Source organism: Schaalia naturae, assembly GCF_042665795.1.
Lineage (GTDB): Bacteria > Actinomycetota > Actinomycetes > Actinomycetales > Actinomycetaceae > Pauljensenia > Pauljensenia naturae.
The window spans coordinates 2177641-2200176 of record NZ_JBHTEF010000001.1 but is presented as its reverse complement, the minus strand read 5'-3'; the positions used below and the strand labels follow the sequence as shown (position 1 = coordinate 2200176).

Below are 22536 nucleotides of genomic sequence, written 5' to 3'. Positions count from 1 at the left end.
CCTCCAGCCATGTCCTATCATATAGGGAGACTTAGGCGAGTATGTAAGGACTATTGGCCCGTTCTGGCATCTCCGCTCGCCCCTATGCGCGCTCTACGGTGTCGCGCGGCCTGAAATGGGCAAAGAAGAAGGTCGTGGCACCGCTGTGTGCCACGACCGTGGATTGGTGGGGTCCTCGACGCCGTCCGTCGCCGGTCGGCGTGGGTCCGGGATCGGTCACATCCGATCCGCCACCGTCACTTGCCCATCGCGTCGTTCACGTACGAGGCGACCATGAACGGGACGATGAACACGCCGACCAATCCGCTGGCGATGACGACGGCGGGATGGGACGCCATGACACCCGCGACGATCGCGACCGCGAAGACCGCGACAAGCGCGAGGATCCCGAGGCGGACGCCCCCGGCCATCGGCGCGGATGCGTCGCGAATGGCTGGAGGCGTGTGGACGAGGCGGCTGCCTGCCTCGCGTGCGGCGATTGCTGACATGTTGTGCTCCTGTTCGACGCGCCGCGCAGGAGCGGTCCACCGGGCCGCGCCCCGCACGGCTCTGTGGCATCTCCGGTCATCCGGAGACATCGCTATTGTAAGGACAAACTGGACGAGGCGTCCAGTGCGGTGCGCCACTTCCCTGCGGAGCCTGCGCCCGGCGAGTTCTCGACAGCCAGAGGGCCCCGGGACCGCGCGGTCCCGGGGCCCTCCTCACGGCTCCCCGGAAGGGGGCCGTTCCGCTGCTCAGGCAGCGGGCAGGCACTCAGATGCGGGCGATGTGCTCCGCCTGCAGGCCCTTCTGGCCCTGAGTGATCTCGAACTCAACCTTGTCGCCCTCGTCGAGGGTGCGGAAGCCCTTGGCTTCGATGTTGGAGAAGTGGGCGAACACGTCGGCCGAACCGTCATCGGGGGTGATGAAACCGTAGCCCTTGTCCGCGTTGAACCATTTGACGACACCAGTGGTCATGAATGCGCTGTCCTTCTGGGAAGCCCCGCGCAGGGGAATTGAATCCGATCTCGGTCGAGACCGGAGCAGTCACGCACTCACCTGCAACCACCACGGAACCGCATGTACTGCCAATGAAGCTGTGAATCTACGCCGTTCAGGCTACTCCACGGGGGCGTGCCGGGGGAGCGGCAAAGGTCACAGCTTGGTCTCGGTGTCGGGCCGGGGGCGCCGCCCTCGCCGTCCGCCCGTGCCTCTCCGGTCCCCATCCCGCCTCCGCGTCGTCCCGCCACGGGGCCCTCCTCGGCGGACGTGGGCTCCGTCACGCTAGACTGGATCCGAGCCTGTTCCACCCGCCTCCAGCTCGCAGGAGAGTGTCGTCACGTGCCGCACGCAGCCGCCCTGACTGCGGGCCCCGTTGCGCGTCGGGCTCGGCTCCGGCGGGCACGGCGACCTCGAAGATCGTTGCGCACGGCCGGTGGCGTCGCCGGGGCCGTCCTCGTCCTGGCCGGCGGCCTCCTGTGGGACATCCCGGGACTCGAACCAGCGGGCGAGCGCATGCTCGGCATCTTCCTCGCCGCCATCATCCTGTGGGCGAGCGAGGCGATCCCACTCGTCGCGACCTCGATGGGGATCCTCCTCGCGGAGGTCCTGTTGATCTCCTCCGACGGCCTGTTCGACGTCGCGGACGACGTTGGCGCCGTCCCGGCCGCGGACTACCTCGCCGCACTGGCGAGCCCCGTCGTCGTCCTCTTCATCGGCGGCTTCATGATCGCCGCGGGCGCCACGAAATTCGACGTCGGCCGTGTGCTCTCCTCCGCGATCCTGCGCCCGCTCGGCGGGCGCCCCCGTCCCACGCTGCTGGGGGTGATGGCGGTGACGGCGACGCTCGGCATGTTCATGTCGAACACGGCGACCACCGCGACGATGTTCGCCATCATGCTTCCGGCCATCACAGCTCTGGAGGATGCCCGGTCCCGCACCGCGATGGCGCTGGCGATCCCCGTCGCGGCGTCGGTGGGCGGCATGATGACGCCGGTCGGCACCCCGCCCAACGCGATCGCCATCGGCATCCTGGCCGATCAGGGCATCCGGGTGACCTTCCTCGACTGGGTGCTCCTGTCGCTGCCCGTGGCGGTCCTCCTCATCCTCGTCGCCTGGGCGTTCCTCGCCTGGCGGTATCTCGACACGTCGTCCCCGCTCGCGCTGGACGCCGACGCCCGGCTGGACACCTCGCGCCCGGCCGTCACGTTCTACGCGATCGCGGGGCTCGCGATTCTCGGGTGGCTCACGGAGCCGCTCCACGGTCTCAGCTCCTCCACCGTGTCCCTGGCCGCCGTGGTCGCGCTGCTGGCGCTGCGCGTCATGGACGGCGAGGACGTCAAGCGTCTGGACTGGCCGGTCCTCTGGCTGGTGGCCGGCGGCATCGCGCTGGGCCGTGGAGTCGGCGACACCGGGCTGGACAGCTGGCTCATCGGAGCCGTCCCGTGGGGCGGCATCCCGGCGGCCCTGGTCCTGCTGGCCGTGGCCGCGATCTCTTGGGGCGTGTCGAACTTCGTGTCCTCGACGGCGGCGGCGAACCTGCTGGTCCCCATGAGCATCGGGATCTCCATCTCGGTCGCGAACTCGACGGCCGAGGTCGCGGTCGTCATGGCGCTGGCCTGCTCCCTGGGCATGTGCCTGCCCGTGTCCACCCCGCCCAACGCGATCGCCCATGCCACAGGGCTGGTGCCCACGCGCGACATGGTGCGCATCGGCCTGCTGGTCGGCGGGCTGGGCGTGCTGCTTCTGTCCGTGGCGGCGCCCCTCCTGTGGTCCTGGCTGGGGCTGACGTGAGCGGGCGTCCGGCGGGGGGAGCGCGGCCCGTGCCCGCGGAGCCGCCCTCGCAAGAGCGGGCGTGGGCGCTGGTCCTCGGCGACGACGCGCGCGGGCTGGTCGCGCGGGCCCGCTCCGCGCTCGCGGACGCGGTCCCGGGCGCCGCCGTGATGTCGCTGGTCCCGGGGGCCGCGACCGGGGGCTGCGGCTCACACGACATCGACGAGGGCGCTCCGCTGCTGGTCGTGGCGACGGCCGAGGTGGAAGACATCGGGGCGGCGATCGGCGCGGAGCCGGTGCGCGCCCTGGCCGGCGACGCCCCCTGCGTCGTCCTCACCGACCGGATGGCGCACGCCGACCTCGCGCCCGTCGTGGCCGCCGGGCGGCTGGCCGCCGTGGTCCCGGCCCATGAGGAAGCGGCGCTGACCCGCGAGCTGACCGGGATCGCCCTCGACCGGATGGAGGAGCGGGGGTGGAGCGACGGGCGGCGGCTCCTCGTCCTGGGTGGCCCGGCTGCGGCGTCTGCGGCCGAGACCGACGATCTGCTGCGCCTGGACGACCCGCATTCGCTTCGGCGCTTCCTCGCGGGCGTCGAGCGCGTCGTCGGCCCTCGTCCCCGGGTGGCGGTGCCGGCGGGGACCCGGCTGTGCGAGCAGGGCGGAGAGCCCCCGCCCCTCACCCTCGTCATGGAGGGGCTCGTGGTGCTGCGCCAGGACACAGCGCACGGGCCGGTGACGCTGCACCAGGCGTCGACGGGACGCGTCATCGGACTGGTGTCCCTGGTCTCGGGCGGCCAGGCGTGGTTCACGGCGAGGACGACGACCCCGTGCACACTCGTCATGCTCTCGCGCGCGGAGATCGTGACCGCCGTCCAGGCGGACCCCGGCGTGTCGCGGGACCTCGCCCTGCTGGCGGTGCGCTCGCTGCTCACCCGCCTGCTGCGCGCCGAGGAGCTCCATGTCGACACGCGCCTGCTGGCCGACGAGCTCGAGGTCGATCGCCGGAGCCTGGCTGACGCCCTGGAGGACCTGCACACCGCCCGCGCCGAACTGGTCGAGCGCACGCGCCTGGCGATGCTCGGCGAGCTGTCGGCCGGCATCGCCCACGAGCTCAACAACCCGGTGAGCGCTCTGGAACGCGCCGTGGAGCACCTGGCCCGCGACCTCGTGCGCCTGCTCGGGCACGCCCCCGGGCTGGGGCCGGCGGCCCGCGCGATCCGGCAGTCGGCCGACGCCCCGGCCCTGTCGACCGCGGCCGAACGGGCGCTCACCTCGTCGTTCCTTCCCGTTACCGGGGGGGACCGGGCGCTGGCCCGGAGGCTCGTGCGCGCGGGCGTGCCGGACGCCGCGACGGCCGCCGAGCTGCTGGCCCTGCCCGAGTCCGTCCGTCGCGACGTCCTTTTGGGGGCGCGCATCGGGTCGTCGCTGCATTCGATGGAGTCCGCATCCCACAGGATCGCGGGGCTCGCGTCCTCGCTGCGGTCCTACGCGCGGCCCGAGGGCGAGGAGCCGGTTCCCACCGATGTCCTGAGGAGCCTCGACGACGCCCTGCGGCTGACCGAGCACCGCCTGCGTGGTATCCGGGTCGATCGCCGCCTGGAGCAGGTGCCGGAGGTGATGGCCCGACCCGGAACCCTCGAGCAGGTCTGGATGAACCTGCTGGTCAACGCCGCGGATGCGATCGCCGATGAGCGGGAGGATCTGGCGGCGCGTCAACCCTGGGCGCAGGAGGCCGAGGAGCCGGCGCTCCCCGCACGGGGGACGTCGCCGGCGCGCGTGATGATCCGGGCCGTGCGCCAGAGCGCGTCGGATGGGCGGGACATGGTCGTGGTGGCGATCGAGGACAACGGCCCGGGGGTGTCGCCGGAGCTGCAGGCCAGGATGTTCCGCCCGCACTTCACCACGCGCGGCGGGCGCGTCGAGTTCGGCCTCGGGATGGGCCTGTCGATCGCGCAGTCGATCGTCACAGCGGCGGGAGGCTCCATCACGGTGGAGTCGCGTCCCGGATGCACCCGGATGCGCGTCGCTCTCCCCGCCGCGCCCGGAGAGAAGAGGAAGGAGCGATGATGCTGACCATCCTGGTCCTCGAGGACGAGGACGACGTCCGCCATGAGCTCGAGCGCGATCTCGACCCGTTCGCCTCGGCCGTCCGCATCGAGGCGGCCAGCGACGCCGACGACGCGTGGGCGGCCATCGAGGACGTCCTGGCCGACGGCGACCGGCTCGCGCTCGTCCTGGCCGACCACCGTCTGCCCGGACGCACGGGGGTGGATTTCCTGGTGGAGGTCGCCCGTGACCCGCGGACCCGGGGGGCCCGCACGGTCCTCGTGACGGGGCAGGCGGGACAGGCCGACACGGTCCGTGCGCTCAACGACGCCGGCCTGGACCACTACATCGCCAAGCCCTGGGATCCGCGGGAGCTCGCGGCGGTCGTCCGCGACCAGCTCACGGAGTACGTGCTGGACCAGGAGGCCGACCCCCTGCCGGTGCTCCCTGTCCTGGACGAGGTCCGCGTCATGGAGGCCCTGCGACACCGCTCCTGAACGGTCGCACGATGCCGTACCGGGAGCTGGACGACGCCGAATCCCTCGGGAGGCCACGACGCTGTCTCGACGCAAAGGCCTGCGGCGTGCGGACATGTCAGCGCCGCGCCGGCGCGGGATCCCGGGGGTCAGGACGCGGTCCAGGCGATCGGATCGTCGACGACGCGCTGGAGGACCCGGTGGGCGGCACCCGTCACCGCCAGGACGGCAGAACGGGGGACGATGCGGATCTCCGGCTCGGACCACGCGGACTGGAGGACGCGCGCACGCAACTCCGCCAGCGCCGATGGGATGAGGTCCGGCCCGATCTCGGCGACGATTCCGCCCAGAAGGATCTCGGGGATGTCCACCGTGTTGATGACCGCCGCCAGGGCGCGTCCGAGCGCAGCGCCGCCCTCGTCGATCGCGACGCGGGCCGCGAGGGAGCCGGCCCTCGCAGCGGAGGCCACGTCGGTGGGGGTGGAGCCCTCGGGCAGTCCGGCGCGCCGGGCCAGCGCGCGCAGGCCCAGGTAGGCCTCCAGGCAGCCGGTGGCGCCGCAGGAGCAGAGCGGCCCGGAGGGGTCGGCGCAGATGTGCCCGATCTCCCCGGACCAGCCGTGGGCGCCTGACAGGGGACGGTGGTCGACGATGATGCCGGCGCCGATGCCGACCTCGCCCGACACGTAGATGAACGATGCGGGGCCGTCGGAGGCGCCCGGCCGCGGGTTCGCGACGGCGAAGGCGGCGAGGTCGGCCTCGTTGGCGACCATCAGGGGGCGCAGGCCGGCCAGCGGAGTCAGGAGCTCCTCCAACGGGAGGTCCCGCCATCCCAGGTTGGGGGCCAGGGCGAGGGCGTCGCCGGAGACGAGTCCCGGCAGCGCCAGACCGGACCCGACGACGCGCGCATCGTCGAGGGCGTTCCCGGCGGTGGCCTCCTCGAGCGCTCCGCGCCCGAGGTCGGCCAGGAGCGCGAGCGTCGATGACGGATCCGAGTGGGCGAAGTCGCCGGTCTGGGAGGCTTCGGCGAGCACCTCTCCGGTGAGGTCGACGGCGCGCGCGGCCAGGTAGCTGATGTTGACCTCGAGCCCCAGGGAGATGACGGCGCCCGGGCGCGGAGCCAGGCGGACGGCGGGCCGGCCGCGGGTCGCCTCGGGCGCGGGGCCGATCTCACTGACCAGTCCGGCGTGGACCAGTTCGTCGACGAGCCGAGACACCGTGGCGCGCGTGATGCCGGTGCGGGCGGCGATATCTGCGCGCGAAATGGCCCCTGGAGCCTCCAGGACGTGGCGCAGGACCAGAGACAGGTTCATGGCGCGCAGGCTCTCCGCCTTGACCCCGGTGCGGGCGCGCCCCACGGCGCGCCCAGGGGCCCTGGAGGTGGAGCGGGCGGGAAGCCTGTGGGGCGAGGTCAGGGCTGCGCTCGCGGGGCGTGCGGCGGTCATGGTCTGACTGTACGCGGGCCGGGCGGGCGGGCCCGGGCGTTCGCCTGAGGGCGCCGTGGAGGAGGCGCCCGCGGGTGGAGGGGCATCCGGATCTTGTGGAACGCTGGACATGGGGCTATCGTATGCGTATTGTTTTGTTCAGTAACAAAACTGGACCGCGTGCGGCAGAGATGCCCCGCGGATGCACACGGAGGTGTCAGCGATGAGTGACCTGTGGGATGTCGATCCGATTCCGTTCGTCGGGACATCGGACCTGCGCCAGGGCCTGGGATTCCGGTACTACCAGCCGGAGCGCGTCGTCGCCGGCCGGCCGATGAAGGACTGGCTGCGTTTCGCCGTCGCCTACTGGCACACCTTCGATCAGCGGCTGGTCGACCCCTTCGGGGAGGGGACCGCCCAGCGCCCCTACGACCGCTTCACGGACCCGATGGACCTGGCGCTGGCCAAGGTGGACTACGCCTTCGAGTTCTTCGCGAAGCTGGGCGTCGGATACTTCTGCTTCCACGACCGCGACCTGGCGCCCGAGGGCGACACCCTGCGCGAGACGAACGCGAACCTCGATCGCGTCGTCGACCGCATCGAAGAGCGCATGCGTGACAGTGGCGTGAAGGTCCTGTGGAACACGTCCAGCCTCTTCACGAACGCTCGTTTCGTCTCGGGCGCTGCGACCTCGCCCTTCGCGGAGATCTACGCCTACGCGGCCGGCCAGCTCAAGCACTCCCTGGAGATCGCGAAGCGCCTGGGCGCCGAGAACTACGTCTTCTGGGGCGGGCGCGAGGGGTACGAGAACCTCTGGAACACCGACCTCAAACGCGAGCAGGACCACATCGCGCGCTTCTTCCACATGTGCGTGGACTATGCCCGAGAGATCGGATTGGACGCCCAGTTCCTCATCGAGCCGAAGCCGAAGGAGCCGGCCACCCACCAGTACGACTTCGACGCCGCCACCGCCATCGCCTTCCTCCAGGCTCACGACCTGGTCGGCGACTTCAAGCTCAACCTCGAGGGCAACCACGCGAACCTGGCGGGACACACCTACGCCCACGAGATCCGCGTGGCGCGGGCGGCCGGGATGCTGGGCTCGCTCGACGCGAACCAGGGCGACAAGCTGATCGGATGGGACATCGACGAGTTCCCCTCCGACCTCTCCGAGACCACCGCCGTCATGTGGGAGGTCCTGGACGAGGGCGGGATCGGCCCCCACGGCGGCCTCAATTTCGACGCGAAGCCGCGCCGGACGTCGTTCCTGGCCGAGGACCTGTTCCGCGGCCACATCGTCGGCATGGACTCCTACGCCGCCGGCCTGCTGGTGGCTGCGAAGCTCCACGAGGACCGCGTCATCGAGGACCTGGTGTCGCAGCGTTATGGCTCCTTCGACGCCGGGATCGGCGCGACGGTCGAGGACGGCTCCGCCACGCTGGCCGCCCTGGAGGCTCACGCCCTGGATGTGCCGCAGGCGGAGCTGCTGGCCTCCACCCGCTCCGACCACCTGGAATCGGTCAAGGCGACGCTCAACAACTACCTCGTCGCCGCACTGGCTGAGGCCTGAGGACACCGATCATGACCACGACGAAGGCGCCGGCCCCGGGGGAGGGGCCCGGCCGCCCCTATGTCGCGGGCGTCGACTCCTCGACGCAGTCGTGCAAAGTCCTCATCGTCGATCCGATCAGCGGAGACGTCGTGCGCGAGGGGCGCGCCCCCCATCCCGAGGGGACCGAGGTCGACCCTGAGGCCTGGTGGGAGGCGTTCCTCCAGGCGGCGGACCGGGCCGGCGGGCTCGATGACGTCGCGGCCCTGTCCGTGGGCGGCCAGCAGCACGGCATGATCTGCCTGGACGCCGAGGGACGGGTCATCCGCCCGGCGATCCTGTGGAACGACACCCGCTCGGCCGGAGCGGCGGTCGCCCTTGTCGAGGAGGCGGGGAGGGGCGACGCGGAGGCGGGAGCGGCCTGGTGGGCGGATGCCACAGGGTCCGTGCCCGTCGCGTCTCTGACCGTCACGAAACTGCGATGGCTGGCCGACAACGAGCCGGCGGGCGCCGCGAGGATCGCGGCCGTGTGCCTGCCCCACGACTGGCTGACCTGGCGCATCGCCGGAACCGGGCGCCTCGGGGACCTGGTCACCGACCGCTCGGACGCCTCCGGGACCGGATACATGGCACGCGAGGGCGCGGGCCCCGGCGGGCCCGGCGTCGGCGAGTACAGGCTCGACATCCTCGCCCGGGCGCTCAGGATCGACGAGGACGCCGCTGCGGCCATCCGCCTACCACGGATCCTGGGCCCCCGGGATGCCGCCGGGCACGGAGACCCGCGTCGAGGATGGGGGCACATCGTGCTCGCGCCGGGGTGCGGCGACAACGCGGGGGCGGCGCTGGGCCTGGGGCTGAAGCCGGGCGAGGCCATGCTGTCCCTGGGCACGTCGGGAGTGGTGGCCGTCGTCTCGGAGCATTCGGTGGCCGATCCCTCGGGGCTGGTCACGGGGTTCTCGGATGCGAGCGGGCGGTGGCTTCCGCTGGCGTGCACGCTCAACGCCTCGCGGATCATCGACGCGATGGCGGCCGTGATCGGCGTCGGCTACCGGGAGTTCGACGACCTGGCTCTGTCCGTCCCCTCGGCCGGCGGCCTGGTCCTCACCCCATACTTCGAGGGCGAGCGCACCCCGAACCTGCCCGACGCCACGGCATCGCTGACGGGGATGACCCTGGCCAACGCCGACCGGGCGCATGTCGCGCGGGCGACGGTGGAGGGGCTGCTCACCCTGATGGCCGGGGCGCTGGACGCCGTGCGGGCCGTGGGGGCGCCCGTCGAGCGCGTGCTCATGGTCGGCGGCGGGGCGAAGTCCGTCGCCGTGCAGCAGCTCGCCGCGTCCGTCCTGGAGGTCCCGGTGGACCTGCCGGATCCGGGGGAGTACGTGGCGCTCGGGGCGGCCAGGCAGGCGATCCAGGTGATGAAAGGAGTGGTGCCGTCGCCATGACCTGACGGGATGGGCGGGGGCGAGGGCGGTCCGTGCGCGATACCGCGTGTTCCCTGGGCGAATTGCAGTCGAAACGCTTCACATGGGTGGGGGCGGGAGAGGACGGAGAGATGAGCACCATCAAGGACGTCGCCCGGAGGGCGGGCGTCTCGATCTCGACGGTCTCCTACGCGCTCTCCGGGAAGCGGTCCGTGTCCGAGGAGACGCGCAGCAGGGTCGAGGCCGCGGTGCGGGCCTTGCGCTACCGGCCCAACGCCGGCGCGCGGATCCTCGCGTCCGCGCGGACCCAGATCCTCGCCCTGTCCGCGCCGATGCACGACCACACGTATCCGGCTGCCTTCATGACCTTCGTCCGCGCCGTCACGCAGGCCGCCCACGATCACGACTACGACGTGGTCCTGCTGACCGAGTGCGACGACGCGGCGTGCGAGAGCATCTCGAGGGTCGTCTCGACCGGGCTCGTCGACGGGGTCGTCCTCATGGACGTCGTGGGCGAGGACGCCCGCGTGCCGCTGCTCCGCGCACTGGGAGTCCCGAGCGCAGTCATCGGCCTTCCCGAGGACCGCGAGGGGATGTCCTGCGTGGATATGGATTTCGGCCGCGCCGCGCGCATGTGCGTGGCGCGGCTCGCCGACGCCGGGTGCGTCCAAATCGGCCTCGTCGGCCAGCCGCAGGCCCTTTACGACCGCGGCCTCACCTTCGCGGTGAGGTTCCGCGAGGCGTTCCAGGACGAGTGCCGGGAGCGGGGGCTGGGCGCGGCGGTGACGACCTCGGACGCGCCGGGTGCCGTCGCGCGGCTGCGGACCTCTCTGCACGGGCTCGACGCCTTCGTCCTCGACTGCGGCGAGTACGCCGTCGAGCAGGTGCTGGACGAACTGCGGGAGACGGGGGAGCACCGCCTCGTCGGGGCCGCGCAGGGGCTGTCGATCGTCGTGGGTGGGCCGTCCTTCGACCCGGGGCGGTTCGATCCCCCGCTGGATGCCGTACCGGTGGATCCTGTCCGCTCCGGGAGCACGGCCGTGAGCCTGCTGCTGGGGCAGGTCGATGGCGGGACCGCCGAGTCGGTGGAGCTCTATGCCCCGTCATGGGTGCGCCACGGATCGGTCCGGAACGGCGGGGGACTCGCATGAGCCGCATCCGGAGGAGCCTGCGCATTGTCGAAACGCTTCGATTCCCGTCCGGGCCATCCATCTCGAGGTCTCCCCCGTGCGGGGGACGATCGCGGGAGGAGGGGCCGCGGTTCCCGGACCGGGACATGCGCGGCGCGCACCCCGTGGGATCTGGGCTCGCGGGACTCAACGAACTCAAGGAAGAGAACTCAAGGAAGAGGTGGACAGGAATGCGCATGATGAGGACACTGACGGCCGGTGCGGCCGTCGTGGCGATGACGGCCGCAATGACCGCGTGCCAGTCGGCCGGGGAGTCGGACAGCTCCTCGGGGGACACCGGCGACACGCTGACGATCTGGGACTACGAGAGCGACGACTCCGCGATGGGCAAGGCGTGGGCGCGCGCCATCGAGATCTTCGAGGAGCAGCACCCCGGCGTCACGGTCAAGACCGAGGAACAGACCTTCGAGCAGATCCAGAAGAACGCGAAGATCGTCCTCACCGGTGACTCCGTCCCGGACGTCATGGAGTACAACAAGGGCAACGCCACCGCCGGCCAGCTCGCCTCGCAGGGGCTCATCGCCGACCTGAGCGACGAGGCGGCCTCGCGGGGCTGGGACACGAAGATCCCCGAGTCCATCGCGACGACGGCCCGGTACACCGAGGACGGCCTGATGGGGTCGGGGAGCTGGTACGGCGTCCCGAACTACGGCGAGTACGTGCTGGTCTACTACAACAAGGACATGTTCGCGGACGCGGGCGTCGAGGTGCCCACCACCATGGAGGACCTCACGAAGGCGATGGACGCCTTCGTCGAGAAGGGGCAGACGCCGCTGGCCGAGGCCGGTGCGGAGTACCCGATGGGGCAGCTGTGGTACGACCTCGCGCTGGCGCATGCGGATGACCAGTTCATCCGCGACTACCAGTTCTTCGACAACAAGGTGGACTGGACGTCCGGGCCGGTCGTCGAGGGGGCGAAGGACCTGAAGTCCTTCGTCGACGCGGGCTACATCGACACGAACTCGACGGGGTTGACCGCCGAGGACATGGGCACCGCCTTCATCGCCGGGAAGTACCCGATGATGGTCTCGGGCTCCTGGTGGTTCGGGCGGATCCAGACCGAGATGACCGCGGAGTGGGGCCAGTTCCTGTTCCCCGCCGACTACACCGCCGGCTCGTCCGGCAACCTGTGGGTCGTTCCCGAGAACGCCGAGAACAAGGACCTCGCAGCGGACTTCATCGACATCACCCTGTCCGACGAGGTCCAGGAGATCCTGGGCGAGAACGGCGGCCTCCCGATCCTCGGCGATCCCTCGACGATCGCGGATCCGGCGACCCGGGAGTTCACCGAGAACTTCCAGACGCTGGCGAACGGCGACAAACTCGCCTACTACCCGGATTGGCCGGTGGCCGGATTCTATGACCAGGTGGTGTCGAACCTGCAGTCCCTGGTCAGCGGCTCCAAGACTCCGGAACAGGCCATGAGCGACCTCGGCGCCGTCTATGACGAGGGCGTCGCGGATCTCACAGGCGAGTGAGCGTTGCGGGGCGCCGGCCGGATGCCCCGACGGCGCCCCGCCTCCCGGCGAAAGGACACGCGATGGCAATCTCAGCGGTGGTCGGCACCCGTGCCGAAGACGGCACCGGGCCGGGTCCCCGGACGAGGAGGAAGCGGAGGCGGGCCGGATACTGGCTCTATCTCGCCCCCGGGCTGATCGGCTTCTCCGTCATCATTTTCATCCCGTTCTGCACGAACCTGTATTACTCGATGACGAAGTGGAAAGGGGGGATGTCGAAGCAGAGATTCATTGGATTCGACAACTATGCGACGCTGATGCACGACCAGGCATTCTGGTTGTCGTTCACAAACTCGATCTTCATGATCGTCGCCATGGTGGTCATTCCGACGCTCATCGGGCTGCTTCTGGCGGCCGTCCTGTTCGACTATGTCGGCAAGCACTTCAGCTCCGGTGTCGCCTCCTTCCTGCGAGCCACCTACTACCTGCCCCAGATCCTGCCGGTGTCGGTGGCCGGCATCTTGTGGAACTGGGTGCTCAACGCGGAGAACGGCGCTCTCAACCAGATCCTGTCCGGCCTCGGCGTCGCCGATCCCCCCAACTGGCTCGGATCGACCGGCACGGCCCTGCCGTCTGTGATGCTCGTCCTCATCTGGATTCAGATCGGCTATCCGACCGTCATCTTCATGTCGGCCCTGCAACGCGTCGATCCAGAGCTCTACGAGGCGGCGGAGATCGACGGGGCGGGATGGTGGCAGCGGTTCCGGGCGATCACGATCCCCCAGATCAAGCCCGAGACCTTCGTGATCGTCCTGACGTGCACCGTCGCAGCGCTCAAGGTGTTCGCCCCGGTCTACGTGCTGACCAGGGGCGGCCCGGAGAGCTCCACGCTCGTGCCCTCCTACTACTCCTACCTCAACTTCTTCGACAAGTCGAAGGTCGGGTACGGCGCGGCGATCGCCACCGTGCTGACGATCGTCATCCTCGTCGTGGCCATCGCCATCCAGGTGCTCCAGAACCGATCGGCTCGACGCGACGAGGAAGGACGATGACATGGAGACCATGACTCAGGTGGCGCGCGGGGTGAGGGACCCCGGTCCGGAGGAGAACACGAGGGACCGCTTCCACCGCGGCGCGGGCCGGTGGGTGGTCCTGGCGGCGTGCGGGATCTTCGCGCTGCTGATGATCTCGCCGTTCATCCTCATGCTGCTCAACGCCTTCAAGACGTCGGCGGACTACTCGGTCAACGGCCCGCTCTCCTGGCCCCAGCGACTCGACTTCGAGGGGCTCGCCTTCTTCTGGGAGCGCACCCGGTTCCCGGTGAAGCTGTGGAACTCGATCTGGACGTCCGGCCTGGTGGCGCTGTTCGCCGTGCTCCTGTCCCTCCTCAACGCCTACGCGATCGGCATCGGGAAGGTCAAGGGCAGCCCGTTCCTGGTCGGCCTGTTCCTCATCGCGAACATGCTGCCCCAGGAGGTGATGATCTACCCGCTGTTCACCATGGCGCAGAAGGTCGGGCTCAACGACAACCCGTGGAGCATCGTCATCATCTTCACCGTCATCCAGTCGGCGTTCGGGACCTACCTCCTGGCCTCGGTCATGGGCACATTCCCGAAGGCCCTGCTCGAGGCCGCCGAGCTGGACGGAGCTTCGCGGTGGCGGATCCTGTGGGACGTGGTCTTCCCGATCGTGCGCCCCACGATGGGCGTCCTCATGACCTTCTTCTTCATCTGGACGTGGAACGAGTTCTTCATCCCGTTGGTCATGCTCACCTCCAACGTCAACCAGACCGTCCCGATCGCGCTGTCCTCCTTGCAGGGCGACCGCATGCTCGACGTTCCCACTCTCAACGCAGGCGCCCTGATGTCCCTGGTCCCGACGTTCATCTTCTTCCTGATCTTCCAACGGACGCTCTCGCGGGGGATCACCGCGGGTTCCGTCAAGTGACGCCCGTCGGCGTCCCCACCCTGCCGAGGAGGCATATATGAAATTCTCCAACGGATACTGGCTGCCGCGTGACGGCTGGACGGTCGAGAGGGCGAGGCAGATCCAATCCGTGGAGGTCGTCGACGACGGTCGCGCCATCGAGGTCTTCGCCCCCGTCAGGAGCGTCGAGACCCGGGGGGACGTGCTCAACACCGGCGCCTTCACCGTGCGGTACCGGGCGGTCGCGCCCGGAGTGCTCAGGGTGGACATCGTGCGGTGGCGCGGCCGCGTGGGCACCGGTCCGGCGCTCCCACTCTCCCTCCCCGCGGACTACCGTGGCGAGATCGAGGAGGACGGGACGTCGGTCACGTTGCGCGCGGAGGACCTCACGGTGACCGTGCGGCGCTCGGGCGGCTGGGAGGCGTCCTTCGCCTCGGCGGGCCGCCATCTCACCTCCAGCCTGGAGCGCTCGGTGGGGCTCGCGATCGATCCCCGGGGGACGCGGTACACCTTCGAGCAGCTCGGGATGGCGCCGGGAGAGCGGATCCACGGCATGGGCGAGCGCTTCGGCGCGTTCACGAAGAACGGCCAGAGCGTCGACATCTGGAACGAGGACGGGGGCACCTCCTCCGAACAGGCCTACAAGAACGTACCCCTGTACCTGTCGACGGCCGGCTACGGCGTCCTCGTGCTCGACCCGGGCGATGTGTCCTTCGAGGTGGCCTCCGAGGCGGTCTCCTGCGCGCAGTTCTCGGTGAGGGGAGACCACCTGGCATACCTGCTCATCGACGGGCCGACGGGCAAGGACGTGCTCGAACGGTACACGGCTATCACCGGGCGTCCCCCGGCCGTCCCAGCATGGAGCTACGGGCTGTGGTTGACGACCTCGTTCACGACCAGCTACGACGAGCAGACGGTCACATCCTTCGTCGACGGCATGGCGGCGCGGGGCCTGCCCCTGAGCGTCTTCCACTTCGACTGCTTCTGGATGAGGGGCTTCCATTGGACGGATTTCGTGTGGACCCGGACACCTTCCCGGATCCGCGGGGGATGCTGGCCCGGCTCAAGGCGCGGGGGCTGCGGATCTGCGTATGGATCAATCCCTACATCGCGCAGAGGTCCCGTCTGTGGGACGAAGGCGCGCGGCGGGGCTACCTGCTGCGCACGGAGGACGGGGGGATCTGGCAGACGGACATGTGGCAAGCGGGAATGTCGCTGGTCGACTTCACGAACCCGCAGGCCGTCGCCTGGTACCAGAATGAGCTGCGCGCCGTGCTGGACATGGGGGTCGACTGCTTCAAGACGGACTTCGGCGAGCGCGTCCCGGTCACCGGGGTGCGCTGGTCGGACGGCGCCGACCCCGTCGGAATGCACAACATGTACAGCTACCTCTACAACCGGACGGTCTTCGAGGTCCTCCGCGAGGCGCGCGGGGAGGGGGAGGCGGTCCTGTTCGCGCGGTCCGCGACCGTCGGCGGTCAGTCGTTCCCCGTGCACTGGGGCGGGGACTGCGAGTCCACCTTCGCCTCGATGGGCGAGACCCTACGAGGCGGGTTGTCCCTGGCGATGTCCGGCTTCGGCTACTGGAGCCATGACATCGGCGGATTCGAGGGGACCCCCGATCCCGGGGTCTTCAAGCGCTGGCTCGCCTTCGGGCTGCTCTCCTCGCATTCGCGTCTGCACGGCTCGGACTCCGTGCGCGTCCCGTGGGCCTTCGACGAGGAGGCCGTGGAGGTGACTCGCACGTTCACTCACCTGAAGATGCGGCTGATGCCCTATCTGGGCGGGGCCGCGCGCGACGTCCGCGAGCACGGGACGCCGATCATGCGTCCGATGGTGCTGGAGTTCCCCGGAGACCGCGGGACGTGGGACCTCGACACCCAGTACATGCTCGGTCCCGATCTCCTGGTCGCCCCCGTGTTCACGTCGACCGGCGATGTCGATGTCTACCTCCCGGAGGGAGAGTGGACATCGCTGCTCACCGGCCGCACGGTGAGAGGGCCGAGGTGGGTCCATGAAGTGCACGGCTTCTCCTCTCTCCCCCTCTACGCGCGCGGGGGAGCGATCCTTCCCCTCGGCTCCGTCGAGGACCGTCCCGACTATGACTGGGCCGACGGGGTGACCCTCCGTCTCTTCGCGCCTGCCGACGGGCGGACCACCACCGTGGTGGTCCCCGCTTCCGACGCCGGTGTGGGGGCGCAGGACGCGCGTTTCCTCGTGGCGAGGACGGGCGAGGAGGTGCGTATCGAGAGCGACTCCGGGCGGCCGTGGGCCGTCGAGGTGGGCGGTGCGCGCACCGAATGCCCCGCAGGGACGACCTCGTGCGTCATCGCGCTGGGCACGGAGGGAGAGACCGCATGAGCAGGCGGCGGGAGAAGTCGCGTCGGCGGAGCGGGTTCCCCGATGGGTTCGTCTGGGGAGTGGCGACCGCCGCGTACCAGATCGAGGGGGCCGTCGACGAGGGCGGACGCGGCCCGTCGATCTGGGACGTCTACGCGCACACCCCGGGGAGGACCCACGGTGGGGAGACGGGGGACGTCGCCGATGACGGCTACCACCGGTGGAGGGAGGACGTCGGCCACCTCGAAGATCTCGGTGTGGACGCGTACCGGTTCTCCGTGAGCTGGTCGCGGATTCAGCCCGAGGGGACAGGGCCCGCGAACCCGGAGGGGATGCGGTTCTACTCGGACCTCGTCGACGCGCTAGTCGCCCGCGGGATCCGTCCGGTGGTGACGCTGTACCACTGGGATCTGCCGCAGGCGCTGGAGGATCGGGGCGGTTGGGCGAGCCGTGGGACAGCAGAGGCGTTCGCCGAGTTCGCGCGCATCATGGCGCGTGGCCTGGGCCATCGCGTCGCCGTGTGGACCACGCTCAACGAACCGTACTGCTCGGCCTACCTGGGATACGCCTCGGGCGTGCACGCGCCGGGGCGGACCGAACCGGAGGCCGCGCTGCGCGCGGTCCACCACCTCAACCTCGCCCACGGCCTGGCCGCCCGCGCGATCCGTGAGGAGCTGGGGGAGGACGCGCGGGTCTCGGTGTCGCTGAACCTCCACGTGATCCGCCCTGACGACCCGGACCATCCGGAGGACCTCGACGCGGTGCGCCGCATCGACGCCCTGGCGAACCGGGCCTTCCTGGGGCCGATGATCGAGGGCGCCTACCCCGGGGATCTGCTGGAGGACACCGCGCTGACCAGCGACTGGTCGTTCGTGCGCCCCGGCGACCTGGAGATCTCCCGCGCGCGGTTGGATCTCCTGGGGGTGAACTACTACTCGACGGTGCGCGTCCGCCGGCTCGGCGAGGGCGAGCGCCGCGCCGGCGGCGGCGACGGGCACGCGTCCTCAGATCACAGCCCGTGGATCGACGCCGACTCGGTGGAGTTCGTCCCCCAACCCGGTCCGCACACGGAGATGGGGTGGAACATCGAGCCGGAAGGGCTGACGGACCTGCTGACGGGCCTGGCGCGCCGGTATCCGGGACTCCCCCTCGTGGTCACCGAGAACGGCGCGGCGTTCCGCGACGTCGTCGCGCCGGACGGAGGCGTCCACGATCCGCGGCGCGTCGGCTACCTGCGCGCCCACGTCGCGGCGCTGCGCCGCGCGATCGACGCGGGCGCCGACGTCCGGGGATACTTCGCCTGGTCGCTCCTCGACAACTTCGAGTGGTCCTACGGATACTCGAAGCGGTTCGGGCTGATCCACGTGGACTTCGCGACCCAGAGGCGGACGTGGAAGGACTCCGCTTACTGGTACCGGGATCTCGTGCGGGGCGACGGCGGGTCCGACGCCGGGTGAGAATCGCAGAGCGGCTGCCTTTGAGGGGCTCTCGGCGGCGGATCCGCAGCTGTTGCGCCCGGCCCGAGGTTGGATGCTTTGATCGCCGTGATTCGGCGCTCCGAGCCTGCCGAACCTCGGGCCGGGCGCATCGCGCGTGGCTTCCGCCGCCTCACTCCACGCGCGGGGGCGCCGTCGAGTCGCGGACGATGAGCTGGGTGTCCAGCCGCATCGGGGCGCTGGGGCGCACGCCGGAGTGGAGGCTGACGAGGGCGCGGATCGCCGCGGCCCCCATCTCGTGCATCGGCTGGCGCACGGCCGTGAGGCGTGGAGCCGAGGACACGGCCAGGAACGTGTCGTCGAAGCCGACGACCGAGAGGTCGTCGGGGACCCGCAGCCCCGCCTCGCGGGCGGATTCGATGACGCCGAGCGCCGTGGCATCGGACCCGCAGAAGATGGCGGTCGGCCGCCGGTCCGCCGGCCGGGACAACAGGTCGCGTCCCGCAGTGAGCCCGCAGTCGAAGCTGAAGTCGTCCCCGATCACCAGCATCGGATCGCGTCTCAGACCCGCCTGGCGCAGGGCGGAGAGATACCCCTCGTAACGCTCGTCCGACGGCAGCGAGCCATCCGGCCCCTGGACGTAGGCGATGCGTCGGTGGCCCAACCCGATGAGATGCTGAGTGGCCGCGAGCGCCCCATTCCAGTTCGTCGCGCCGATCGTCATGACGTCCGGGGAGACCGTCTGGACGGGATCGATGACGACCAGGGGCAGCCCGAGCTCGGTGGCGAGCCGGGCGAGGGGAGCCGGCACCTCGTTGGTGATGAGGATCAGACCCCAGTAGCCCTTCGATGCGATCAGGCGGAGCCAGCGGTCGGAGAGCGGGTGGACGCGGGCGCCCTCGACGGGCCCCGTCGTCGCGACCGCCATCGCGAGCCCGTGGACCAGGCATTCGTCGGACAATCCGGCCAGCACCTGGAGGGTGTACATCGCGTCGAGCGTGTTCGCGACGACGGCGACGTCGGGGAAGTCGGCGTTCGACTGCGTCGCCCGATATCCGAGCTCCTCGGCCTTCTCGCGGACGCGGAGCCGGGTCCCCAGGGAGACGTCCTCCCTGTTGTTCAGCGCCTTCGAGACGGTGGCCTTCGAGATTCCGAGTTCGCGCGCCACATCCGACAACGTGGTGCGGGCGCGGCGGGTGGTCGGGTCAGGCACGGGCATCTCCTTGAGGCTTTGGTTCGCGAGACAACGTCGAAACAGTTTCGCACAGGAGACGGAGAGTTTCCAGTCGTGATCAAGTCGTAATCTCAAAGAGTTGACAGGTTTTGTGCCACAACTAAACTAAACGAACGAGCGGAGAGTTCGCGAAATATTTCGGCCGATGGAGACCGGAACGAGCTCTTCGGAAAGAGGTGCGGCGATGAGGCAGCGGAGAGCGATAGCGGGGCTGGCCGCAGCGGCAGCGGCGGCCATGGCCCTGACGGCCTGCGGCGGATCGGGCGGACAGTCCTCAGGGTCCGCTTCGGGAGGCGACGGGGACGCGGCGTCGGCATGGGCGCTGACGGGCGGCACCCACGAGCAGATCTGGAAGAACTCCTTCGACCAATGGAACGAGGCGAACCCCGATCAGCCGATCGCCGTCGACTGGTTCGCGAACGACTCCTACAAGGAAAAGATCCGGACGTCGATCGGTTCGGGCAACGCCCCGACGCTGGTCTTCGGATGGGGAGGGGCCACGCTGCGCGACTACGTCGACGCCGGCAAGGTCGTCGACCTCACAGCGGACACAGCGGACGTCATGGGACGGCTGATCCCCTCGATCGCCGAGGGCGGGGAGGTCGACGGCAAGGTCTACGCCGTCCCCAACGTCGGCACGCAGCCGGTGGTGCTCTACTACAACAAGGAACTCTTCGAACAGCAGGGCCTCGATGTCCCGACGACCTGGTCGGAGCTTGAGTCCGCGGTCGACACCTTCAAGGCGGCCGGGATCACCCCCATCGCACTCGCGGGGGCTTCGAAGTGGACGAACATGATGTGGTTGGAGTACCTCTTCGACCGGGTCGGCGGCGCCGAGGTGTTCGACAGGATCGAGGACAACGAGCCCGGCGCATGGTCGGATCCCGCGGTCGTGAAGTCGCTGACGATGGTGCAGGACCTGGTCAAGCAGGGGGCCTTCGGGGACGCCTTCGGCTCGGTGGTCGCCGACGCGAACGCCGACGTCGCCCTCGTCCACACCGGCAAGGCGGCCATGCTGCTCCAGGGCAGCTGGGGCTACGGCACGTTCATGACGGACGCTCCCGACTTCGTGGCAGACGGCACGCTCGGTTTCGCCGCGTTCCCGACCGTCGAGGGCGGCGCCGGCGATCCCAGCGCGGTGGTGGGAAACCAGTCGAACTTCTGGTCCGTCTCCTCCTCGTCCAGCGAGTCCGCCCAGACCAGCGCGAAGGACTACATCAACAGCCTCTTCGACGACGACTACGTCCAGGCGATGGTGGACGGCGGCGACATCCCGCCCACGACGGGGGCGGAGAAGTTCATCAAGGGATCCGACCAGGAGGAGTTCCTCGACTTCGGGTATGACCTGGTGAAGAACTCCTCCAGCTTCCAGCTGTCCTGGGATCAGGCCCTGCCCGCGGCGACCTCGCAGACGCTTCTGGACAACATCCAGGAACTGTTCGCCCTGTCGATCACCCCGGAGCAGTTCGTCGACGCGATGAACGCCACCATCCAGTGACCCGGGAACGGCACCCATGAGTTCAACCACTGTTGAGGGCGGCCCGGTCGCGCGCGACGCCGGCCGGGCCGCCGGCCTCGCGCGCCCGCCCAGGCGCACCGGTCCCAGCGGGCTGTTCGCCCTGCCCGCGATGGCGTTCTTCGTCGCTTTCGCGATCATCCCGCTCGTCGGCGTCATCGTCTTGAGCTTCATGAACTGGGACGGGCTGTCCTCGCCGACTTGGGCGGGGGCGTCGAACTGGCGGAGGACGCTCGGCTCCCCGCAGACGATCAACGCGATCCGGCTGACAGCGATCGTCATGGTCGTGACCTGGTTGGTCCAGACGCCGCTGTCGATCGCCCTCGGCGTGTTCATGGCATCGCGTCAGCGGTACCGGGAGTTTCTCGCGGTCCTCTACTTCCTGCCGCTGCTGTTCTCCTCGGCGGCGTTGGGCATCGCGTTCAAGGCTCTCCTTGATCCGAACTTCGGAATCTCGCAGGCCCTCGGACTGCCCTGGCTGCGCCAGGACTGGCTGGGGAGCTCGGCCCTCGCCCTCCCCGTGACGATCGCGGTCATCGCCTGGGCGTTCATCCCCTTCCACTCGCTCATCTACCAGGGGGGCGTGCGTCAGATCCCCGCCGTGCTCTACGAGGCGGCGGAGCTGGACGGCGCCACCTGGTGGCAGAAGTTCTGGCACATCACGATCCCCCAGCTCAAGTACACGATCATCACGGACTCCACGCTCCAGCTGGTGGGCGCGCTGACGTACTTCGACCTGATCTACGTGCTGACCGGGGGCGGGCCGGGCGACGCCACGCGGATCCTGCCCCTGCACATGTACCTCCTGGGCTTCAAGAGCTTCGACATGGGCCAGGCCGCCGTGGTGGGCACCCTCCTGCTGGTCGTCGGCCTGGCGTTGTCGCTGGGGCTCAACCGGCTGTCGGGTTCCACCAAGATGGAGAGCCAGGTGCAGGGCCTATGAGGAAGCGGAACACGGTCGGCGGGTTCGTCTCGGGGGCACTGGGCTGGATCTGGCTGCTCGTCGTCATCCTGCCGATCTACTACATCGTCATCACGAGCCTGCGCAGCCAGTCCTCCTTCTACACAGAGAACCCGCTGCTGCCCACGGCGAACCCGACGTTCCGCGCTTATGTCGCGGTCTTCCAGAACGACTTCTGGATGTACTTCCTCAACACCGTGATCATCACGGTCGCCGCGGTGGCGGTCATCGTCGTCGTATGCCTCATGGTGTCCTACTACATCGTGAGGAGGCGGAACAGATGGTCGAACCTGACGTTCAGCACGATCCTGCTGGGGTTGGGCATCCCGCTGCAGGCCGTCATCGTCCCCGTCTACTACATGATGGTCGAACTCGGCCTCTACGACAGCCTCCTGGGTCTGATCCTCCCCTCGATCGCCTTCGGGATCCCGGTGACCGTCATGATCCTCGTCAACTTCATGCGCGACATCCCCGATGAGCTCTTCGACTCGATGAGCGTCGACGGCGCGACGGACTGGACGATCCTGTGGCGGCTGGTCGCCCCGCTGTCGGTGCCGGCGATCATGACGGTCGGCATCTACCAGGCCCTCCAGGTGTGGAACAGCTTCCTCTTCCCCCTGGTCCTCACCCAGAGCTCCGAGGTCCGGGTGCTCACCCTGTCCCTGTGGAGCTACCAGGGCCAGTTCACCAGCGACATCCCGGCGATCCTGGCGGCCGTCACTATGTCCGCGCTGCCGGTCCTGGTCGCCTACGCCTTCGGCCGCAAGCAGATGGTGGCGGGTATGACCGCCGGCTTCAGCAAATGACCCA

Annotated in this window: 17 protein-coding genes and 1 pseudogene; 14 read left to right on the top strand and 4 right to left on the bottom strand. The window is 69.6% G+C overall.

All coding sequences use genetic code 11. The features are described 5' to 3' along the window. Nucleotides 1–236: 236 nt before the first annotated feature. Complete coding sequence (locus ACFQWG_RS09785) at nt 237–488, bottom strand: hypothetical protein (RefSeq protein WP_380974834.1); 252 nt, start codon at nt 486–488, stop codon at nt 237–239. 265 nt (nt 489–753) lie between these two features. Continuing rightward, on the bottom strand, nt 754–957 hold the full coding sequence (locus ACFQWG_RS09780; protein WP_291495069.1) for a cold-shock protein: 204 nt from the start codon (nt 955–957) through the stop codon (nt 754–756). Nucleotides 958–1401: 444 nt separating this feature from the next. Here ACFQWG_RS09780 and ACFQWG_RS09775 point away from each other — a divergent pair, with 444 nt between their 5' ends. From ACFQWG_RS09775 to ACFQWG_RS09765, 3 genes are read left to right on the top strand one after another with little or no spacing between them, the layout of a single operon-like run. Then, on the top strand, nt 1402–2772 hold the full coding sequence (locus tag ACFQWG_RS09775; protein WP_380974832.1) for an SLC13 family permease: 1371 nt from the start codon (nt 1402–1404) through the stop codon (nt 2770–2772). A 29-nt stretch (nt 2773–2801) separates the two neighbouring features. Continuing rightward, nucleotides 2802–4817: an ATP-binding protein gene (locus tag ACFQWG_RS09770; RefSeq protein ID WP_380974830.1), complete on the top strand. Its 2016-nt coding sequence runs from the start codon at nt 2802–2804 to the stop codon at nt 4815–4817. Next, nucleotides 4814–5293 carry a response regulator gene (locus tag ACFQWG_RS09765; RefSeq protein ID WP_380974828.1) on the top strand — a complete coding sequence of 160 codons (480 nt, stop codon included), beginning with the start codon at nt 4814–4816 and terminating at the stop codon, nt 5291–5293. Before ACFQWG_RS09770 ends, ACFQWG_RS09765 begins: the two co-directional genes overlap by 4 nt. 128 nt (nt 5294–5421) lie before the next feature. Here ACFQWG_RS09765 and ACFQWG_RS09760 read toward each other — a convergent pair whose 3' ends face one another. Beyond that, nucleotides 5422–6714: an ROK family transcriptional regulator gene (locus ACFQWG_RS09760; RefSeq protein ID WP_380974826.1), complete on the bottom strand. Its 1293-nt coding sequence runs from the start codon at nt 6712–6714 to the stop codon at nt 5422–5424. 202 nt (nt 6715–6916) lie between these two features. On the opposite strand from ACFQWG_RS09760, the gene xylA reads away from it, so the two are divergent. From xylA to ACFQWG_RS09720, 8 genes and pseudogenes are all read left to right on the top strand, one after another. Continuing rightward, entirely contained in the window at nt 6917–8263 is a 1347-nt protein-coding gene (xylA, locus tag ACFQWG_RS09755; protein WP_380974825.1) for a xylose isomerase, read from the top strand. A gap of 11 nt (nt 8264–8274) precedes the next feature. Continuing rightward, complete coding sequence (locus ACFQWG_RS09750; protein WP_380974823.1) at nt 8275–9687, top strand: xylulokinase; 1413 nt, start codon at nt 8275–8277, stop codon at nt 9685–9687. Nucleotides 9688–9797: 110 nt separating this feature from the next. Then, entirely contained in the window at nt 9798–10817 is a 1020-nt protein-coding gene (locus ACFQWG_RS09745; RefSeq protein ID WP_380974821.1) for a LacI family DNA-binding transcriptional regulator, read from the top strand. Nucleotides 10818–11032: 215 nt separating this feature from the next. Continuing rightward, nucleotides 11033–12334, top strand: a complete 1302-nt coding sequence (locus ACFQWG_RS09740) for an ABC transporter substrate-binding protein (RefSeq protein WP_380974819.1) — start codon at nt 11033–11035, stop codon at nt 12332–12334. Nucleotides 12335–12396: 62 nt separating this feature from the next. Then, nucleotides 12397–13365, top strand: coding sequence for a carbohydrate ABC transporter permease (locus ACFQWG_RS09735; protein WP_380974817.1), 969 nt, complete (start codon nt 12397–12399; stop codon nt 13363–13365). 1 nt (nt 13366) lies between these two features. Continuing rightward, entirely contained in the window at nt 13367–14260 is an 894-nt protein-coding gene (locus tag ACFQWG_RS09730) for a carbohydrate ABC transporter permease (RefSeq protein ID WP_291495090.1), read from the top strand. Between the two features lie 37 nt (nt 14261–14297). Next, nucleotides 14298–16600 (top strand): annotated as a pseudogene (gene yicI / locus ACFQWG_RS09725) (alpha-xylosidase). Next, nucleotides 16597–18036: a GH1 family beta-glucosidase gene (locus ACFQWG_RS09720; protein ID WP_380974815.1), complete on the top strand. Its 1440-nt coding sequence runs from the start codon at nt 16597–16599 to the stop codon at nt 18034–18036. The pseudogene yicI and the gene ACFQWG_RS09720 overlap by 4 nt, the downstream one beginning before the upstream one ends. 151 nt (nt 18037–18187) lie before the next feature. Here ACFQWG_RS09720 and ACFQWG_RS09715 read toward each other — a convergent pair whose 3' ends face one another. Beyond that, nucleotides 18188–19228, bottom strand: a complete 1041-nt coding sequence (locus ACFQWG_RS09715; protein ID WP_380974813.1) for a LacI family DNA-binding transcriptional regulator — start codon at nt 19226–19228, stop codon at nt 18188–18190. A gap of 205 nt (nt 19229–19433) precedes the next feature. Between ACFQWG_RS09715 and ACFQWG_RS09710 the strand changes: the two genes are divergently transcribed. Genes ACFQWG_RS09710 through ACFQWG_RS09700 form a run of 3 tightly spaced genes read left to right on the top strand, consistent with a single transcriptional unit; the run spans nt 19434 to nt 22532 of the window. Beyond that, nucleotides 19434–20747 carry an extracellular solute-binding protein gene (locus ACFQWG_RS09710; RefSeq protein WP_380974811.1) on the top strand — a complete coding sequence of 438 codons (1314 nt, stop codon included), beginning with the start codon at nt 19434–19436 and terminating at the stop codon, nt 20745–20747. Between the two features lie 16 nt (nt 20748–20763). Then, a complete protein-coding gene (locus ACFQWG_RS09705) occupies nt 20764–21708 on the top strand; it encodes a carbohydrate ABC transporter permease (RefSeq protein ID WP_380974809.1) in 945 nt (314 codons plus the stop codon). Beyond that, nucleotides 21705–22532 (top strand): carbohydrate ABC transporter permease, encoded by an 828-nt coding sequence (locus tag ACFQWG_RS09700; protein ID WP_380974808.1) that lies wholly within the window; start codon nt 21705–21707, stop codon nt 22530–22532. Before ACFQWG_RS09705 ends, ACFQWG_RS09700 begins: the two co-directional genes overlap by 4 nt. Nucleotides 22533–22536: the final 4 nt, after the last annotated feature.

Excerpts from the sequence above, each read along its gene's own strand:
- ACFQWG_RS09785 (WP_380974834.1), bottom strand. The coding sequence starts at position 488 with ATGTCAGCAATCGCCGCACGCGAGGCAGGCAGCCGCCTCGTCCACACG.
- ACFQWG_RS09780 (WP_291495069.1), bottom strand. The coding sequence starts at position 957 with ATGACCACTGGTGTCGTCAAATGGTTCAACGCGGACAAGGGCTACGGT.
- ACFQWG_RS09765 (WP_380974828.1), top strand. The coding sequence starts at position 4,814 with ATGATGCTGACCATCCTGGTCCTCGAGGACGAGGACGACGTCCGCCAT.
- ACFQWG_RS09760 (WP_380974826.1), bottom strand. The coding sequence starts at position 6,714 with ATGACCGCCGCACGCCCCGCGAGCGCAGCCCTGACCTCGCCCCACAGG.
- xylA (WP_380974825.1), top strand. The coding sequence starts at position 6,917 with ATGAGTGACCTGTGGGATGTCGATCCGATTCCGTTCGTCGGGACATCG.
- ACFQWG_RS09750 (WP_380974823.1), top strand. The coding sequence starts at position 8,275 with ATGACCACGACGAAGGCGCCGGCCCCGGGGGAGGGGCCCGGCCGCCCC.
- ACFQWG_RS09745 (WP_380974821.1), top strand. The coding sequence starts at position 9,798 with ATGAGCACCATCAAGGACGTCGCCCGGAGGGCGGGCGTCTCGATCTCG.
- ACFQWG_RS09740 (WP_380974819.1), top strand. The coding sequence starts at position 11,033 with ATGATGAGGACACTGACGGCCGGTGCGGCCGTCGTGGCGATGACGGCC.
- ACFQWG_RS09735 (WP_380974817.1), top strand. The coding sequence starts at position 12,397 with ATGGCAATCTCAGCGGTGGTCGGCACCCGTGCCGAAGACGGCACCGGG.
- ACFQWG_RS09730 (WP_291495090.1), top strand. The coding sequence starts at position 13,367 with ATGGAGACCATGACTCAGGTGGCGCGCGGGGTGAGGGACCCCGGTCCG.
- ACFQWG_RS09720 (WP_380974815.1), top strand. The coding sequence starts at position 16,597 with ATGAGCAGGCGGCGGGAGAAGTCGCGTCGGCGGAGCGGGTTCCCCGAT.
- ACFQWG_RS09710 (WP_380974811.1), top strand. The coding sequence starts at position 19,434 with ATGAGGCAGCGGAGAGCGATAGCGGGGCTGGCCGCAGCGGCAGCGGCG.
- ACFQWG_RS09705 (WP_380974809.1), top strand. The coding sequence starts at position 20,764 with ATGAGTTCAACCACTGTTGAGGGCGGCCCGGTCGCGCGCGACGCCGGC.
- ACFQWG_RS09700 (WP_380974808.1), top strand. The coding sequence starts at position 21,705 with ATGAGGAAGCGGAACACGGTCGGCGGGTTCGTCTCGGGGGCACTGGGC.